Source organism: Natrialba aegyptia DSM 13077 (assembly GCF_000337535.1).
In the GTDB taxonomy this organism is placed as follows: domain Archaea; phylum Halobacteriota; class Halobacteria; order Halobacteriales; family Natrialbaceae; genus Natrialba; species Natrialba aegyptia.
The window spans coordinates 170,316-185,255 of the sequence record NZ_AOIP01000032.1 but is presented as its reverse complement, the minus strand read 5'-3'; the positions used below and the strand labels follow the sequence as shown (position 1 = coordinate 185,255).

Here is a 14,940-nt window from a genome sequence, read left to right as displayed (position 1 = left end):
CCGGGTATTCCCGAAGTCTCGCACGGCCGACGAGCGCACTGATAGGATTGAACGCGTTCGTTCCAGGGTTCTCACGACTCGTCTTGCCAGGAATCACGATCCACGTCCGCGGTCCGAACGTCGCTGATCGCCGGCCTGGCGAGGACGATCATAACGGGCGTCTGGGTCCCGCCGACGACCGTCCGATAGGTCGATCACGCTCGGCGCTGTTCGGCCAGTACGTGTCCGGAATCGAATCCACCGTCGTCGGCATCGATCTCGAGTTCGGCGACGGCGTATTCGTAGGCTCGCCAGTCCGCAAGCGCTCGCGGTCGAGTTCTGCCCAGCGGTCCCGCGATTCGTCCCCGGTTTCGGCGAGGAGCGTGACCGCCGTGCGGGCATGCGCTTCCGTTACCGTCGGCTGCCAAAGTGAACTCGCCGGCGGTGGCGTCGGGTAGGTCGTCGTCGCCCAGTCGGTTACCCGGTCCGGTAGCGCCGTCGGGAGGGTTGCAGCGGTGGCACTGACGACGAGGACGACGAGTTCGGCGCTGCCGGCGAGTCCGACGAGGAGCTGACGTCGGCTGAGAGACGAGATGTCGGGAGCAATACTATTCATTGGTGAATAGTATGTATATAAACAACTCGTTCTCGGCCACAGCGGGGACGGCCGAGCAACCGTTCGAACGATGATCCAACGGCCGTTCACGCTCGACTGCGACAGTGACCGCTCTCCGTCGTGGGAGTCGGCGGTAGCCTTCAGTACGCCGTGTGAACCCGTCGAGTTCGCAGCCGATCACGTGCGGTAGTCGCCGTTTTCCGTCCGTAACCGATCTATATCAACGGTTCGAGCGACGGTTCGAGTGCAGTTCGACGCGGACTGCGGAGCAGTCTCAATGGGCGTTCGATTGCACGACGGTCTTCCGTTTCGGTTGGTCAGGTTGACCGAACAGTCATCGTGCCGGTAGTAATCGGTTCATTCGATAGTTCGCCTGCGGATAGCGTCGCGATACTCGTCGGGTGATCACCCAACTTTCGATCGCGTTCTCACCGCTCACTCATTCGAAACCAAGACTTTCAGGCGAATCTGGCGCTTCCGTTCGGTAGCGCGCTGATAACGATATGACTCGTCCCGGAAGTCATGACTGCCATGATTCACGAGGTGATCCGACGTGCGCTGTCTCTTCTGTAATACTCCGCCAGCACACGTCACGTTGTACACCGAGATCGGCTCACGGCCCGGTGCGTCGGAGCACGATGTCCTCGTGCAAAGCGACGAATCGGCAGTGGAGAACGTGACGCGGCGACACACCGGTGACGCCCGCACAGAGGTGACGGAGAACTAATGCACGTCTGTTCCATCGTCGGTGCCAGACCCCAGTTCATCAAGGCCGCGGTCGTCTCTCGAAAACTTCGCACCGTCGCCGACGAAACCCTGATCCACACCGGGCAACACTACGACGAGGCACTCTCAGATGTCTTCTTCGACGAACTCGACATTCCCGAGCCCGAGTTCAATCTCGGCGTCGAATCGGACACCCACGGGCGACAGACCGCGAAGATGGTGGCGGCGATCGAGCCCGTGATCGAGGAGACTGACCCGGATGTCATCCTGCTCTACGGTGATACGAACTCGACGCTCGCGGGTGCGCTCGTCGGCTCGAAGCGGGAGGTCGCCGTCGCTCACGTCGAGGCTGGACTCCGCAGCGACAATCGGTCGATGCCCGAAGAGGTCAATCGGGTGCTAACGGACCACGCGTCAGACCTCTGTTTCGCGCCGAGCCGGGACGCCATCGAGAATCTCACGGCGGAGGGGATCACCGACGGCGTCTTCTGGACGGGCGACGTGATGTACGACGCCATTCTCGATGCCCGCGACCGATCACGCGAGCAGTCGACGATCCTCGACGACCGCGGACTGACCGCGGACGAGTTCATCCTGGCGACCGTCCACCGGGCGAGCAACACGGACGACCGCGCGAATCTCGCGGCGATCCTCGACGGCCTCGCGGACGCACCGCTGCCGGTGGTCTTCCCGGCGCATCCACGGACAGTCGATCGACTCCGGGAGTACGGACTCTGGGAGCGCGCGACGAGTGAACTCGACGTGATCGAGCCGCAGGGGTATCTCGACTTCGTTCGGCTGCTCGATGCCGCAGAGCGGGTGGCGACGGATTCGGGCGGCGTCCAGAAGGAGGCGTTTTTCCTCGAAACGCGCTGTGTGACGCTGCGGGAGGAGACGGAGTGGGTCGAAACCGTCGACTGTGGCTGGAATCGGCTCGTCGGCCCCGACCGGTCGCGCATTCGGGAGGCCGTGTCGGCGGACTGGCGGCCGGAGTCGACGCCGCGGCCGTACGGCGACGGACTGGCCGGCCAGCGGATCATCAGCCTCTTACAGCAGCGCCTGGCCGACAGCGAACCGGACGACCGTCTCGAAGCGCCGCCGCTCGGCTGAAGTGGGGATTTCTGCCGGCACGAAAGCAATTCCGAGCGCGGTCGGTTCCGATCACGGATGGCGACAGAGGTTTCCGGTCCCCCAAAGGGTTTAATCCTGGTAATTATATGTAATTACACGCGATGACTGAGAACTTCCCCGATTACGTCGATGTCGATTACGACGACGGTACCGGCGAAGATCCGGCGGACTATCCGCACATCAACGACAAGATCGAAAAGGCGATCGAGGTCACCCGCCAGGGCTTAGAACAGTACGAGAATCCGGCAGTCATGTGGACCGGTGGCAAGGACTCGACGCTCGTCCTGTACTTCGTCACCCAGGTCGCGGAACGCTACGACCTCGACGTGCCGCCGGCGATTTTCATCGACCACTACCAGCACTTCGACGCGATTCACGATTTCGTCGACCACTGGGCCGACGAGTGGGGTCTCGAGGTTATCTACGCGCGCAACGAGGACATCGGTCAATACGTCGAGGAGAACGACTTAGAGCCCGGCGACGACATCCCCGTCGACGAACTCGACGAGCACAATCAGCACCACGTCGAGAATATCCTCGAGTACGAGGAGGACACCTTCCCGTTCCTGCTCGACACCTACGCGGGCAACCACCTGCTGAAGACGGTCGCGCTCAACGACGCCCTGGAGGAGCACGACATCGACGGCATCCTCTCGGGCGTCCGCTGGGACGAGCAGGAGGCTCGCGCCGACGAGACGTTCTTCTCCGAGCGTCACGACCCGGACATCTACCCGCCCCACGACCGCGTCCAGCCTATCCTGCAGTTCGACGAGGCCGCCGTCTGGGAAGCCTTCTGGAATTTCGTCGTGCCCGACACCGTCGACGAGTTCCCGGACGACGGCTACGTCCCCGACGGCAAGGACGACCTGCCGGACGATCTCGAGCCCGCGGACACTCCGGTCTCGCCGAAGTACTGGGAAGGATTCCGCTCGCTCGGCAGCGAAATCAGCACCGAAAAGACCGAGGACGATCCCGCCTGGTTGCAGGATCTCGAAGGGACGACCGAGCGCGCGGGCCGCGCCCAGGACAAGGAGGACCTGATGGAGCGCCTGCGCGACCTCGGCTACATGTAAGACAAGTGATTGCCTAACGGCGGCGATCCGCCCGCCTATCGACACGCTCCGTTCTCACGCTTCACCTCACGCCGTCGCTTCACAGCCCTTTCTATCCACGCGTCTATTTCATCCGCCGCCACTTTCCCGGAGGTATATGGTGTCTGCCTCGGTACCCTCGGGCACGTGACGATCTACCGAACTCGAGCCGCCCTTCGACATCAATTCAGAGACGTTCTCAACTTTTACTATCCGGACTGTCTCGACGCTCGAACCGGCGGCTACGTCGCCCAACTCGACGAACGGGACGGCCACGTCTACGACGAACGCACCCGACACCTCGTCGCCACGGCCCGCGGCGTCCACAACTTCAGCCTCGGCGTCCTGGCCGACGGCCCCCACTGGTGTCGCCACGCCGCCGAACACGGCTTGCGCTTTCTCTCGACGGCCCACTGGGACCCCGATAACGAAGGGTACGACTGGCTGCTCGACGGCCGAACGCCGACCGACCGAACGCGATACTGCTACGGCCACGCGTTCGCCCTCCTCGCGAGCGCCCGCGCGCTCCAAGCCGGGATTCCCGGCGCACGCGCCGAACTCGAGCGTGCCTTCGCCGTGCTCGAAGAGCGCTTCTGGGAGCCGACTCACGAACTCTACGCCGACCAGGCCGCGCCGGACTGGGAACTGGTCGATCCCTACCGCGGGCAAAACGCGAACATGCACGCCTGCGAGGCCCTGCTCGCAGCCTACGAGGCGACCGACGACGAGCGCTATCTGGACCGCGCGTACACGGTCGCCGACCGGTTCACCCGACAACTCACGCGGACGCACGACCACGACGGACTCCTCTGGGAACACTACACCGAATCCTGGGGCCCGGACTGGTCGCACAACGCCGATAATCCGCGCCATCAGTTCCGTCCGCCGGGCTACCAGCCCGGACACCACGCCGAGTGGGCGAAACTCCTCGCACTCCTCGGGGACCACCACTCGGCCGACTGGCTCCTGGCGCGCGCACGCGAACTGTTCGACGCCGCAGTTGAACTCGGCTGGGACGACGAGTTCGGCGGGCTCTATTACACGGTCGAGGCGGACGGGACGCCGATCGTCCCTGACAAGTACGGCTGGGCGCACGCGGAGGCGATCGGCGCGAGCGCGTTGTTGAGTCGGGCGGACGAGGCCTATCTGTCGTGGTACGACCGTCTCTGGGAGTACGCGGAGTCACACCTGATCAATCCGCGATACGGCAACTGGTACGAGCGGTTGGCGCGCGACCACGAGCGCGACGGACCGAACCGCGGGACGGCGGTCGAGCCGGGCTACCATCCGCTGACGAACTGCTGGCTCGCGATGGATACCGTTGCGGACGATGCGGGTAAGAAGTGAGGCGTGGCGACGGCGAATCGTCGGTATCAGTTCGTCGCGCGGTACTCGCCGTGTTTGACGCCGATCGCGAGCATGATCGCTCCGAACACGGCCATCGACGGCGTGACCATCATCAAGATTGTGTCCGTGCCCATACTAACCGGCATCATCACCATCGCGGCCGTTCCGATGGCGACGATCAGGACGAACGCGCCAATCGTCTTCGGCAGGTCGAGTGCCATACTCGTTTCTCGGGACCGGATCGGCCTAACGTTATCGAAACTGACTGTTCGTTCACCGCCAATCAAACGGGTACCGATTCTTCGAATCGCCGAAACTCACTCGGAGGGGCGAACCAGATTCGCCAGCGCCACGACGCTCCCGAAGAACCAGCCGAGCGGGAACGAAATCCCGACCCACATCGCCGCGTAGGCCGCCCCTTCGAGTTCGTAGTTCGACCGCAGGAACTCGTTGAGGCCGCCGACGTGGAGGACGTTATCGAGCGCCCAGGCGGCGAACTCGTAGCTGGGTTCGAGGATGACGCCCTCGAGCGAGGGGGTGACGAGGGCGGCGACGACCGGCGGGAGGAACAGCGCGGTCATCGCGAACGGATAGGCGAAGAGCACGGAGACGAACCGTCCGCCCGCCTTCGAGAACCCGGCTGCAAGCGCCGTCGAGACGGTCGCGACGGCACTGGCAGCGGCGATCGCGACGGTTTCGTCCATCGGGAGTTGCAGGTGAGCAACGACGGTTAGCGTCCCCCAGACGAGGAGGGCGATACCGGTGACGCCGACGATGCCGAGTCGCGTCCGCGTCGAGTCGAGTTTCGTCGCGTAGTAGCGGGTTGCAAAGCCGAGAACGGTAAGCGGATACATGACGAGTAGCCCGATCGTTCCGAGCACGCTCCAGGTGTAGTAGGCACTTTTCTGCGGAAGCGTTTCGGGTTGCCACTTTCCCATGACGGAGTGCCCGCGGCCGCGCTGTCGCGGGAAGACCAGGTCCATCCAGGCACCGTGTAACTGGGTCAGGTCGGCCCTGATCGCGCCGACGATCCCCCCACCGCCGCCGCGTTGCGTACGGGTTGACATACGTGAGCCAAAAAACTGACGTACCGTAAACTTTCCTCCTTTTCTGTGTTTCAGCCTTCTCTAGACGTGTAGAAATGGACGGCGTCTCGATCCGACGGCCCGAACGCGAGGCCCGCCTGTCAGTTCCAGGGACCGAACTCGGGATCGACTTTGCGGCTCGTTTCGTCGATCGCGTCGATCGCGTCGATATCTTCCTGCTCGAGTTCAAGCGCCAGGGAGCCCCAGTTGTCCCGAATGTGTGCGTCGCCGGTCGCCTTCGGAATCGCGGTGACACCCTTCTCGCGCAGCCAGGCGAGGCTGACCTGCGCTTCGCTGGCGTCGTGTTTGGCCGCGATATCCTGAATCGTCGGCTGTTCGAACACGTCACCGCGGGCCAGCGGCGAGTAGGCGACGACTTCGACGTCGTTTTGCTCGCAGGTTTCGCGGATCTCCTCCTGTGGCAGCAGCGGGTGGAGTTCGACCTGGTTTGCGAAGATCGGCGCGTCGCAGACGTCGACGGCGGTCTCGACCTGCTCGGGGAGGAAGTTGCTGACGCCGACGTTCTCGATCAGCCCCTCGTCGTACAGTTCCGAGAAGGCCGACAGCGTCTCCTCGGCGTCGTACGTTCGGGACGGCCAGTGGATGTACAGCAGGTCCAGGTAGTCGACGCCGAGGCGGTCGATACTCGCGCGAGCGGTCTCGAGCACGTCGTCGTGGGAGAGGTTCGAGATCCAGATCTTGGTCGCGAGGAAGACGTCCTCGCGGTCGACGTTCGCGCGAGCGATGCCCTCGCCGACCGCTTCCTCGTTGTCGTAGGCCTGCGCGGTGTCGATGTGGCGATACCCCGCTTCGAGCGCCGTTCGAACGCTTTCCGTACAGTCCTCCGGGTCGTCGTTCTGCCAGGTTCCGAGTCCGAGCATCGGCATGCCGTTTGCGGTCGGACACGTCTCTGGAGCGATCGTCTCACCGTTGTCAGCAACCATGTCCGAATCAAGGAACGGAACGCGAAAATGGGTTTGGGTTACGGATGGACTGTGATCACCAGAGACACACTCACACCGGCGGCGAACCGCCGGACCGAGTCGGGTTAGTACTTCGGACTGGCTCCCGTAATATCGTACACCTGGTCCATCAACGCATCGCGTTCTGCCTTCCAGGCGTCGAAGTGACCGGGGCTATCGGGATAGCTGTCGTACACGTCCTTGAGCGAGCCGGCGGCGTCCTGAACCTTGTAGAGTTCATAAAGGGTTCTCCAGTGGCCGAAGGTCTTCATGACCGTCTTGAGCTTGAGCCCGAAACTCATCTCGGCGGTCCCCTTCTTGCCGATCGCGTCGACGAGTTGTTGGCCCGGAATGGCGGTGACGACAGAGACGAGTTCACCGAGGTCGTGGGCGGTGCCGAAGATGTTGTAGAGGTCCATCGCGGCGAAGCGCTTGCCGAAGTCGGTCTGGACGCGTTGGTTGTACTCCCAGAGGGCGGCTTCGCTCACGTCGCCGTCGGAGATCGCGTCGACGGCGACCTGTGCGGCCCAGTGGGCGGCCTTTGCGGCACCGGGGATTCCGCCGCCGGTACAGGGGTTGACGTGTCCCGCGGCGTCGCCGACGGCCACGTAGCCGGGGTGGACCGCCGAGTCGTAGGGTCGCCGCGTCGGGAGCGCAGCGCCGAGTTTGTTCTTGACCGTGGCGTCTGCGAACTCGGCGCGATTGGCGATGTCGTTTTTGAGCACGTCGACGAGTTCCATCGGCTCCTCGGTCATCTGGAAGCCCAGGCCGGCGTTGATTTCGGTCGCCGAGCGCGGGAAGTACCAGAGATAGCCCAGTTCCTCGGTGGGCTTGAACACGAGCGCGTCGTCCCACTCGACCGGTTCGGGGATCTCGAGCACTTCGCGGTAGGCCGAGCAGAACTGCGAGTAGTTCACGTTCGTATCGAACGTCGAGGCGGAGAGGTCGGCCTTGTCCTGCAGGACCGAGAGCGCGCCCGCGGCGTCGATGACGACCTCGGCCCCGTACTCGAGGGGGTCGCCGTCCCTGACCGCGGTGACGCCCTGCACCGTGCCGTTCGGTTGAACCACGTCGTTGACGACCGTATTGTAGTGGATGTCGACGCCGGCCCGAGCGGTCTCCTCCAGGAGGATCTGGCCGTACTTCCAGCGGTCGACGACGCCGCCCGTCTCGTTGAACGGGATTTCGATCGTCTCCTCGGTCTCGGGGTTCTCGAAGACGGCGCGTTCGATCCCCTGGTTCGTAAACGCCTCGTCCTTGAGCCGCTCGCGATCGAGGACGTCGGGGAACGAACTCTTTCCTTTGATCCCGTCGCCGCAGGCGATGTATCCCCCATTCTCCTCGCTTTTTCGTTCGAGGAGGACGACGTCGAGCCCTTCTCGGGCGGCGGTCGTCGCAGCGAAGCAGCCGGCAGTCCCCCCGCCGACGACCACAATATCGTAGGCCTCCGTAGCCGAAGTCATCTCTGTTCCGGTCGAAGGGTATCAAGAATAAAAAATACGTGGGAAGTGTTTTGATGCCGTCAGAAGGACGGAATTCCCGATTTCGGTCCGAGACCGAGCGCCCGATCTATCGTTACTGGTACATTCGAAGCGGTTGTGCCTGCGTACTCTGTTCCTGGCCGGCGGCTTGCATCTGCTGTGCGAGTTGCTCGCGCTTCTCGCGAATCTCCTCGGCCCGCTCGACGAGTTCGTGCACGTCGACGGAGAGGTCGGCGAGTGGCGCGATGGTGTCATCGAGGAGGACGCTCGCGGCCTCGGGATCGGGGAACTGCGGACTGCATTCGACGACGAGGCCGAGGCTGTCGTAGTCGGCCTGGGCGGCGTGGTTGATGAGCGCGCCGGTGGGGCCGGTAACCACGCCGTCTTCGGGAGGAACGTCGATTTCGCGGTCGTCGAGGAGGGCGGCCGCGTCGCCGGTCGCGATGCCGTAGAGGTCGGGTTGTCGGCCGTCGTCGCGTTCGGCCGGAAGGCCGCTGAGGTAGAGCGGCGTCGCCCCGTGGTCGACGATCCAGTTCGTTATGCACTGAGCCACGTCACCGAGCGCTTCCGATCGAATCGGCGCGTCGCTCTGGAGAGCGAGCAGATTGTGTTCCTCGCTGACGTAGAGGCGGACGGGCGGGCGCGCCGTCCGGTCGCCGCTTCGGTAGACGCCGACGCGGGGGAGTCCATCGCAGTGAACGCTCGCGTAGTAGCGCATATCGAGTTCCTCCACGAGATGGTCGGTCGCGATTTTGCCGACGAGGCCGAGCCCGGGAAAGCCTTCGACGAAGGTGGGATTCTCGAGCGCCGCTTCGTCCCCCTGCAGGCTGATTCGTGCCATGGATTGGCAGACACGGCGGATCGACATAAAAACGACGCCGACTTCTGACAAGCGAACGCGATGGGACGGCCTTCGAAACCCACAAACGCCGGGCGTTCGAACCGGGTGCTAATGGAGTCATTCGAGCGGTATCGACCGATTATCGACGACTTCGAGGCGTTTCTCGCGGCCTGCGAGCGGCCACTCGGCAACGCCGTTCGCGTCAATACGATCAAGGCCTCGGTCGAACGCACGACGACCGCCCTCGAGGAGGACGGCGTCGCCTACGATCAGGCCGACTGGAACCCGCGCGTGCTTCGCCTCGAGACGAACTCGCCGGGATCGACGTGGACCTCGTTTCACGGCTTCACGCACGGTCAGGAAGAGGTTTCGGCGGTCCCGCCGGTCGTCCTCGATCCCCAGCCCGGCGACCGCGTCTGGGACTGCTGTGCGGCCCCCGGTGGGAAAGCGACTCAGCTCGCCGCGCTGATGGACGATCGGGGGACGGTCGTCGCGAACGACAGCAACCTCGGGCGCATCTCGGCGCTGCGGTTCAACGCCGAACGCCTCGGCGCGACCAGCCTCGCCGTGACGAACGACGACGCGCGTAACTACTCTCTGCAGCGGTTCCTGTTCGACGAGTTCGACCGCGCGCTCGTCGACGCGCCCTGCTCCTGTGAGGGGACGATCCGGAAGAACCCCGACGCGCTCGACAACTGGTCGCCGGACCACATCAACTCCGTTGCGGGCATTCAGAAGGGCATTCTCCGCCGCGCACTCCAGGCGACCCGCGAGGGCGGCACCGTCGTCTACTCGACGTGTACCTTCGCGCCCGAGGAGAACGAGGCCGTCGTCCAGCACGCCCTCGAGACGGAAGACTGCCGCGTCGTCGACTTCGATCTCGGTCTCGAGTACGCGCCCGGCCTCGCCGAGTGGGACGGCGAGACGTTCGACTCCTCGATCGAGCAGGCCGCGCGGATCTACCCGCACCACAACGACACTGGCGGCTTTTTCGTGGCGAAACTGGAGGTGACAGCCTGATGGGAGACGACACGACCGACGAGCGGGCCGACGACGCGGAGCGAGAACTCGAACAAAACGTCGGCCAGCGGTTCGGCCGGCTGCCCGAAACCGCCGCCGATCGGACCGTCGAGGGCCGCGCCAGCCGCGAGGAGGTCCTCGAGTTCTTCGCGGATCGCTTCGCCGTTCCGCGGGAGACGTTCGACGATTACACCTTCTGGGAGAAGGGTGCGGGCAAGCTCTGGATCTACCGCGGCGAGGCCTCGACGCCGCTCGAGATCGAGGCCATCGGCATGACCTGTCTGCGAACCCGCCAGGAGCACTGGAAGCCGACGACGGACTTCGTCCAGCGCTTCGGCCACCACGCCAGCGAGTGCGTGATCGACCTGGAGCGCGAGCAGGCCCGACGCTTCGCCGCGGGCGAGGATCAAGAACTCGCGTGGGAGGGTGACTGGGGCTACCTGATCGCGGCCCACACCGTCGCGGGCGAGCGCGAACCGCTCGGCGTCGGCCTGTACGTCCACGGCGAACTGCGCTCGATGGTGCCGAAGGGACGCCAGCGCGACCTCTAATCGTATCGTCTTTTGTACGATCGGTCTCGTGAACCTCGCTCGCACGGCTACGAGGCTACGAGGGACTGACCGCCGAAGAACGACTTAGCCGCGGATGGCACCGTAGAGCGCCCGCACCGTCGTCGGACCGTTCTCGAGTACCGCCGACGGAAACCGCCGTCTCCCGCCCGCTAACGCGAACTCGAGCGCCCGCGTCGCATCGTCGAGAACGCCTGCACCGTGACCGACGAGAATCCGATCCGGTTCGAGTTCACGAAGCGAGCGGGGCGGGTCGAGTCGGCGAACCAGTTCGAGTCCGATTCGCTCGTTGCCGACGGTATAGGGATCGGCGGTTCCCATCGATTCGGGGACGTACAGAGTGTTGTGATCGGCCCAGTACAGAATCACCTCGTTCCACAGCGGCATCGGCTCGCACCGAACGGTTCGGATCGATGGGTCGAACGATCCCTCGTAGTGTCGTACCGGTTCGGCCGTGCGCTCGTCGACGCGCCCCATCCATTCCGGGACCCAGATCGGCACGTCGTACCGGCGCGCGAACCGATCCGCATCGCGGGTATGCCAGTTCGAACAGATCGCGACGCCCGCGACGCTGTCCTCGCGGTCAGCGGTGAACTCGTCGAGCAGATCGTCGACGCCGGGTGCCCAGAGGGGATCAAGCAGCCAGATACCGTCGGCACCGACGACCACGTGACTCGCACGGCGGCCGCCTTCGTCGGGATGTGCCAGCCAGCCGACGCCGTCGTCCCAGCGATCGATCTCCCGGAACTCATAAGAGTCGCGTCGATCGTATATCACACTCGCCTTTCAACTCGAACGATACTAACCGTTCTCGGTTATTTTCTATAGTAATGGATGGAACGAAACCGGAACGCTCGATCGGATCGGCGCTAGTCCGGGCCTGGACCGAGGGTCGGGACCGGCCCCGACCACGCAACAGTCGAGTCGCGACCCGACGGCCGTTCACCTCAGCGCTCGACGACGGTGCCGCCGCGTAACCCCTCCCACTCGACCCGATAGCCGAGCGCAGAAAGTGCCGCGCTCGCGTCCGAAATATCGCGCTCCCCGAGTATCGACTCGACCTCGGCGAGTTCCATGCCTGCCTCGATCTCTCCGCGAAGTGCATCGAGCACCGCGGGCCTGACGAGCGTTCGCCCGACGAACTCGTGGTCCGGATAGCGCTTGTCGGCGAGCGCGTCCGTGCTGACGCCGTAACGCGCTGCCAGGGTTTCGAGTTCGATCACGTCTGCGTCGGGCGTGAACTCGTCCGGTAGGTCGGCCGCGCTCTCGCGCACGAGATCCGTTTCGTACTCTCGGAGCACGTCGACGATATCCTTGAGGCGAACGGTACCCGAATAGGGGATCGCCCGGTGGTCTCGCGTCTCGATTTCCTCGCCGACGCCGAGCGATTCGTCGACGGCGACGAGGAGGGCGACATCCTCCAGGGTCTCGAGTTGGGAGAGCTTCTTCTCGACGTATTCGGGCGTCCAAAAACCCATGATCTCGAAATAGACACGGAAGTTCCCGCGGCTTCCGTCTCCCGCGTTCGACGGGTCCCTACGGGTGCTGCCCGCGGGACGATAGTCGAACGCGAAGTCGGGGATCATCACCCGCGTCCCCGTCGCGAGGGGCTCGGGTTCGCGCACGAGATCCCAATCGAGGCCGACCCGTGAGAAGCGGGCGGCGAAGTCGGCCTCGACGCTGCTATCGAAGGTCACGTCGGCGACCGGCTCGGCGTCGGGGACGCCCACGGGGTCTTCGTGGGAGAGCGAAAGCGTCCGCTCGGTGCCGCGGTCGTCGATGGTGGCTTCGAGGTGCCACTCGTCGGCCTTCGCGATCGTTCGCAGGAGCCGCGCGAAGCGGGTGCCGTACCGCCGGGTTGCCCGGAAGAGGTGCGTCGGGCCGGTGATGACGATCTCGCGGTTACTCGCAATGGTCCCCGTCGCGCCGGCTTCCGCGCCTGGATTGGAAATCTCGTACATCAGCCGCAGCCGCTTTACCGCCGACACCAGCGCCTTCGGATCGTTCGAGCGCACGCGCACCTCGGTCGCGTCGAACAGCGCCGTCTGAGCCAGCGAGAGATTGTACTGGGCGAGCAGGCCGTCCGGGTCCCAGCGGGGCTCGACCGATACGAGGACCTGCCGATCGTCGAGGTCGGCGTACAGCGCGTGCTCGAGTTCGTCCGCCGAGAGCGAGAGCGACTCGCCGGCGCGGATGAGCGCCATCGCGCGTTCGTCCCGATCCACGACGCCGACGGACTCGGCGGCCTCGAAGACGGCTTTGCGGGCGCGTTCGGGGTCGATCGCGGCGTCGGTTTCGAACGTCGACTCGCGCTCGACGAGCGCCGACAGGCCGCGGACGAGTTTGAAGTCGTCCGCATCGCGCTCGAGGTCCGTCAGAGCCGACTCGAGTGTCGCCCGCCGCTCGCCGACGTGGCCCTGATAGGTGCCGATGACGCGGGCGGCGAGCGGGCGGTGCTCGCGCGTCGCGAACTGCGGATGGAAACCGCCGCCGGCGCGGGAGACGCGCAACAGGTCCTTCGTCAGCATCTAAGTGTTGTTCCGGGCGACGATACCAAAAGTGGCGCGGCTGCCGCGACCTCGTCCGACGAACTTGGAAAGAATCTTTAGGGGACGTTCCACCGTTGACCTGTGAACGCACTCCAACTGCAGGGGACTTCGGACGAAGCCGTCCCGACGCTTACAGACGTCATACCGGCGATTATCGACGGCGTGACGATCGCCGGGCTGTTCCTCGTCTCGTTCGCGGTTCTCTACTGGCTCGGCAAATCCGTCGTCATCGGTCTCACTGAACGAGCGCTCGAACGCAGAGGGTTCAATCAGGGACTCATCTCGCTCGCACGAAGCATCGTCTCCGCGCTCGTGTTGCTCGGCGCGATCGCACTCGCCGCCACCATCGCCGGCTTCGGAATGGTTCTCGTCGGCCTCTCGGCGCTCGGCGGTGCCGTCGTCCTCGCCGTCGGATTCGCGGCCCAGGACCTGATCGCGAACTTCGTCGCCGGCATCTTCATCGTCAAGGACGAACCGTTCACCGTCGGCGACACCATCGAGTGGAACGACAACCGGGGTATCGTCCGTGACATCCAACTGCGCGTCACGCGCCTCGAAACGCTCGACAACGAACTCGTGACGGTCCCCAACTCAGAACTCGCGAACTCGGTGCTCGTCAACTCGACGCGAAACGGCTTGCTCCGAGTGTCCTACGAGTTCGGCATCAGCTACGACGATGACATCGAGCGGGCACGAGCGGCCATCATCGACGAAGCCGAGCGCGTTCCGGGCGCGCTCACGGACCCTGCGCCGTCGGTGGCAGTCACCGATCTCGGCGATTCGTCGGTCGTTCTTTCCGGCCGCCTCTGGATCGACCCGATCGAGCATCGACCGCCGGCCGCGCGAACCGCGTTCGTCGAAGCCGTCAAGGAACGCTTCGACGCCGAGGGAATCGATATGCCGTATCCGCACGCCGAACTCGTGGGCGAAGTCGGGATCGACGAGCGTACTGGGACGAACTCTGCGTAGGCTCGTCTCGCGCGGAAACCGAGAGCAACCACCTCACTCCGCTGTATCGGAGCTGAAAGTTACCCCTCTCGTCAAGCGCAGGTCCGGTACTGACGCCGGTGTTGTGTCACTGCCACCTCTAGTTCGGGGTAACCGTTTACCGAAGAAGTGATATCTGTCTGCCTAGTTAATGTCAGTGTGAATTAACGATCGCTGCTTGCCGCGTCCGAAACCGCGCTGGTCGCTCTCGCTGCAGGCTGTTCGGATGACGTTTCCAGCGACGAACAGGAACCGTATTCGTTCGGCGTGGACAACGGCTCGCGAGACGCACACGAGTTCAGAATCAAGGTCGGAAATGAACAGGAGACGTAGTTTCACGAGGAAACGCTCGAACTGGACGGTAAAACGGCAAACGAGGAGATTCCGATCCACACCGTTCCCGCCTACTTCACATTGAACTCGACGCCGTTGCCGAGGAGGAGCAGGAGTTTCCGTGGCCGGCGTCGTACGCCGTGTTAGGACCGCTCTCTCAGCACATGGATCTCTGGTACGAACCGACGCTCGATCAGGAAATCGTCATCGAGGGCGAGTAACA

The 14,940-nt window shown here is 64.2% G+C and carries 14 protein-coding genes; 6 read left to right on the top strand and 8 right to left on the bottom strand.

Going from position 1 to position 14,940, the window contains the following annotated elements:
• Positions 1–148: 148 nt before the first annotated feature.
• Complete coding sequence (locus tag C480_RS14915; RefSeq protein ID WP_006666451.1) at positions 149–595, bottom strand: hypothetical protein; 447 nt, start codon at positions 593–595, stop codon at positions 149–151.
• A gap of 726 nt (positions 596–1,321) precedes the next feature.
• Here C480_RS14915 and wecB point away from each other — a divergent pair.
• From wecB to C480_RS14900, 3 genes are all read left to right on the top strand, one after another.
• Positions 1,322–2,431, top strand: coding sequence for a non-hydrolyzing UDP-N-acetylglucosamine 2-epimerase (wecB, locus tag C480_RS14910; protein WP_006666450.1), 1,110 nt, complete (start codon positions 1,322–1,324; stop codon positions 2,429–2,431).
• 122 nt (positions 2,432–2,553) lie between these two features.
• Positions 2,554–3,525, top strand: a complete 972-nt coding sequence (locus C480_RS14905; protein ID WP_006666449.1) for a phosphoadenosine phosphosulfate reductase family protein — start codon at positions 2,554–2,556, stop codon at positions 3,523–3,525.
• Between the two features lie 165 nt (positions 3,526–3,690).
• On the top strand, positions 3,691–4,890 hold the full coding sequence (locus tag C480_RS14900; protein WP_006666448.1) for an AGE family epimerase/isomerase: 1,200 nt from the start codon (positions 3,691–3,693) through the stop codon (positions 4,888–4,890).
• 26 nt (positions 4,891–4,916) lie between these two features.
• Here C480_RS14900 and C480_RS14895 read toward each other — a convergent pair whose 3' ends face one another.
• The 5 genes from C480_RS14895 to C480_RS14875 form a co-directional block, all read right to left on the bottom strand.
• Positions 4,917–5,111: a DUF7333 family protein gene (locus C480_RS14895; RefSeq protein ID WP_006666447.1), complete on the bottom strand. Its 195-nt coding sequence runs from the start codon at positions 5,109–5,111 to the stop codon at positions 4,917–4,919.
• Positions 5,112–5,207: 96 nt separating this feature from the next.
• On the bottom strand, positions 5,208–5,957 hold the full coding sequence (locus tag C480_RS14890; protein WP_006666446.1) for a hypothetical protein: 750 nt from the start codon (positions 5,955–5,957) through the stop codon (positions 5,208–5,210).
• Positions 5,958–6,076: 119 nt separating this feature from the next.
• Positions 6,077–6,919, bottom strand: coding sequence for an aldo/keto reductase (locus C480_RS14885; RefSeq protein ID WP_006666445.1), 843 nt, complete (start codon positions 6,917–6,919; stop codon positions 6,077–6,079).
• A 104-nt stretch (positions 6,920–7,023) separates the two neighbouring features.
• Positions 7,024–8,400: a geranylgeranyl reductase family protein gene (locus C480_RS14880; RefSeq protein WP_006666444.1), complete on the bottom strand. Its 1,377-nt coding sequence runs from the start codon at positions 8,398–8,400 to the stop codon at positions 7,024–7,026.
• 112 nt (positions 8,401–8,512) lie between these two features.
• Positions 8,513–9,259: a proteasome assembly chaperone family protein gene (locus tag C480_RS14875; protein ID WP_006666443.1), complete on the bottom strand. Its 747-nt coding sequence runs from the start codon at positions 9,257–9,259 to the stop codon at positions 8,513–8,515.
• 111 nt (positions 9,260–9,370) lie between these two features.
• On the opposite strand from C480_RS14875, the gene C480_RS14870 reads away from it, so the two are divergent.
• Both C480_RS14870 and C480_RS14865 read left to right on the top strand, forming a co-directional pair.
• Positions 9,371–10,279 (top strand): RsmB/NOP family class I SAM-dependent RNA methyltransferase, encoded by a 909-nt coding sequence (locus C480_RS14870; RefSeq protein WP_006666442.1) that lies wholly within the window; start codon positions 9,371–9,373, stop codon positions 10,277–10,279.
• The gene (locus C480_RS14865) at positions 10,279–10,830 is read left to right on the top strand and encodes a DUF7122 family protein (protein ID WP_006666441.1); all 552 of its coding nucleotides are present in this window, start codon (positions 10,279–10,281) and stop codon (positions 10,828–10,830) included. The genes C480_RS14870 and C480_RS14865 overlap by 1 nt, the downstream gene beginning before the upstream one ends.
• An 84-nt stretch (positions 10,831–10,914) precedes the next feature.
• Here the strand turns inward: C480_RS14865 and C480_RS14860 are convergent, their stop codons facing one another.
• Positions 10,915–11,625 (bottom strand): hypothetical protein, encoded by a 711-nt coding sequence (locus C480_RS14860; RefSeq protein ID WP_006666440.1) that lies wholly within the window; start codon positions 11,623–11,625, stop codon positions 10,915–10,917.
• A gap of 170 nt (positions 11,626–11,795) precedes the next feature.
• Positions 11,796–13,376, bottom strand: coding sequence for a DUF790 family protein (locus C480_RS14855; RefSeq protein WP_006666439.1), 1,581 nt, complete (start codon positions 13,374–13,376; stop codon positions 11,796–11,798).
• A gap of 102 nt (positions 13,377–13,478) precedes the next feature.
• Between C480_RS14855 and C480_RS14850 the strand changes: the two genes are divergently transcribed.
• Positions 13,479–14,366: a mechanosensitive ion channel family protein gene (locus tag C480_RS14850; protein WP_006666438.1), complete on the top strand. Its 888-nt coding sequence runs from the start codon at positions 13,479–13,481 to the stop codon at positions 14,364–14,366.
• The last annotated feature ends 574 nt before the right edge of the window (positions 14,367–14,940 follow it).

What these genes read in the sequence shown, in the direction of transcription:
- C480_RS14865 (WP_006666441.1), top strand. Translation starts at nt 10,279, where the DNA reads ATGGGAGACGACACGACCGACGAGCGGGCCGACGACGCGGAGCGAGAA.
- C480_RS14890 (WP_006666446.1), bottom strand. Translation starts at nt 5,957, where the DNA reads ATGTCAACCCGTACGCAACGCGGCGGCGGTGGGGGGATCGTCGGCGCG.
- C480_RS14915 (WP_006666451.1), bottom strand. Translation starts at nt 595, where the DNA reads ATGAATAGTATTGCTCCCGACATCTCGTCTCTCAGCCGACGTCAGCTC.
- C480_RS14895 (WP_006666447.1), bottom strand. Translation starts at nt 5,111, where the DNA reads ATGGCACTCGACCTGCCGAAGACGATTGGCGCGTTCGTCCTGATCGTC.
- C480_RS14885 (WP_006666445.1), bottom strand. Translation starts at nt 6,919, where the DNA reads ATGGTTGCTGACAACGGTGAGACGATCGCTCCAGAGACGTGTCCGACC.
- C480_RS14905 (WP_006666449.1), top strand. Translation starts at nt 2,554, where the DNA reads ATGACTGAGAACTTCCCCGATTACGTCGATGTCGATTACGACGACGGT.
- C480_RS14855 (WP_006666439.1), bottom strand. Translation starts at nt 13,376, where the DNA reads ATGCTGACGAAGGACCTGTTGCGCGTCTCCCGCGCCGGCGGCGGTTTC.
- C480_RS14880 (WP_006666444.1), bottom strand. Translation starts at nt 8,400, where the DNA reads ATGACTTCGGCTACGGAGGCCTACGATATTGTGGTCGTCGGCGGGGGG.
- C480_RS14870 (WP_006666442.1), top strand. Translation starts at nt 9,371, where the DNA reads ATGGAGTCATTCGAGCGGTATCGACCGATTATCGACGACTTCGAGGCG.
- wecB (WP_006666450.1), top strand. Translation starts at nt 1,322, where the DNA reads ATGCACGTCTGTTCCATCGTCGGTGCCAGACCCCAGTTCATCAAGGCC.
- C480_RS14875 (WP_006666443.1), bottom strand. Translation starts at nt 9,259, where the DNA reads ATGGCACGAATCAGCCTGCAGGGGGACGAAGCGGCGCTCGAGAATCCC.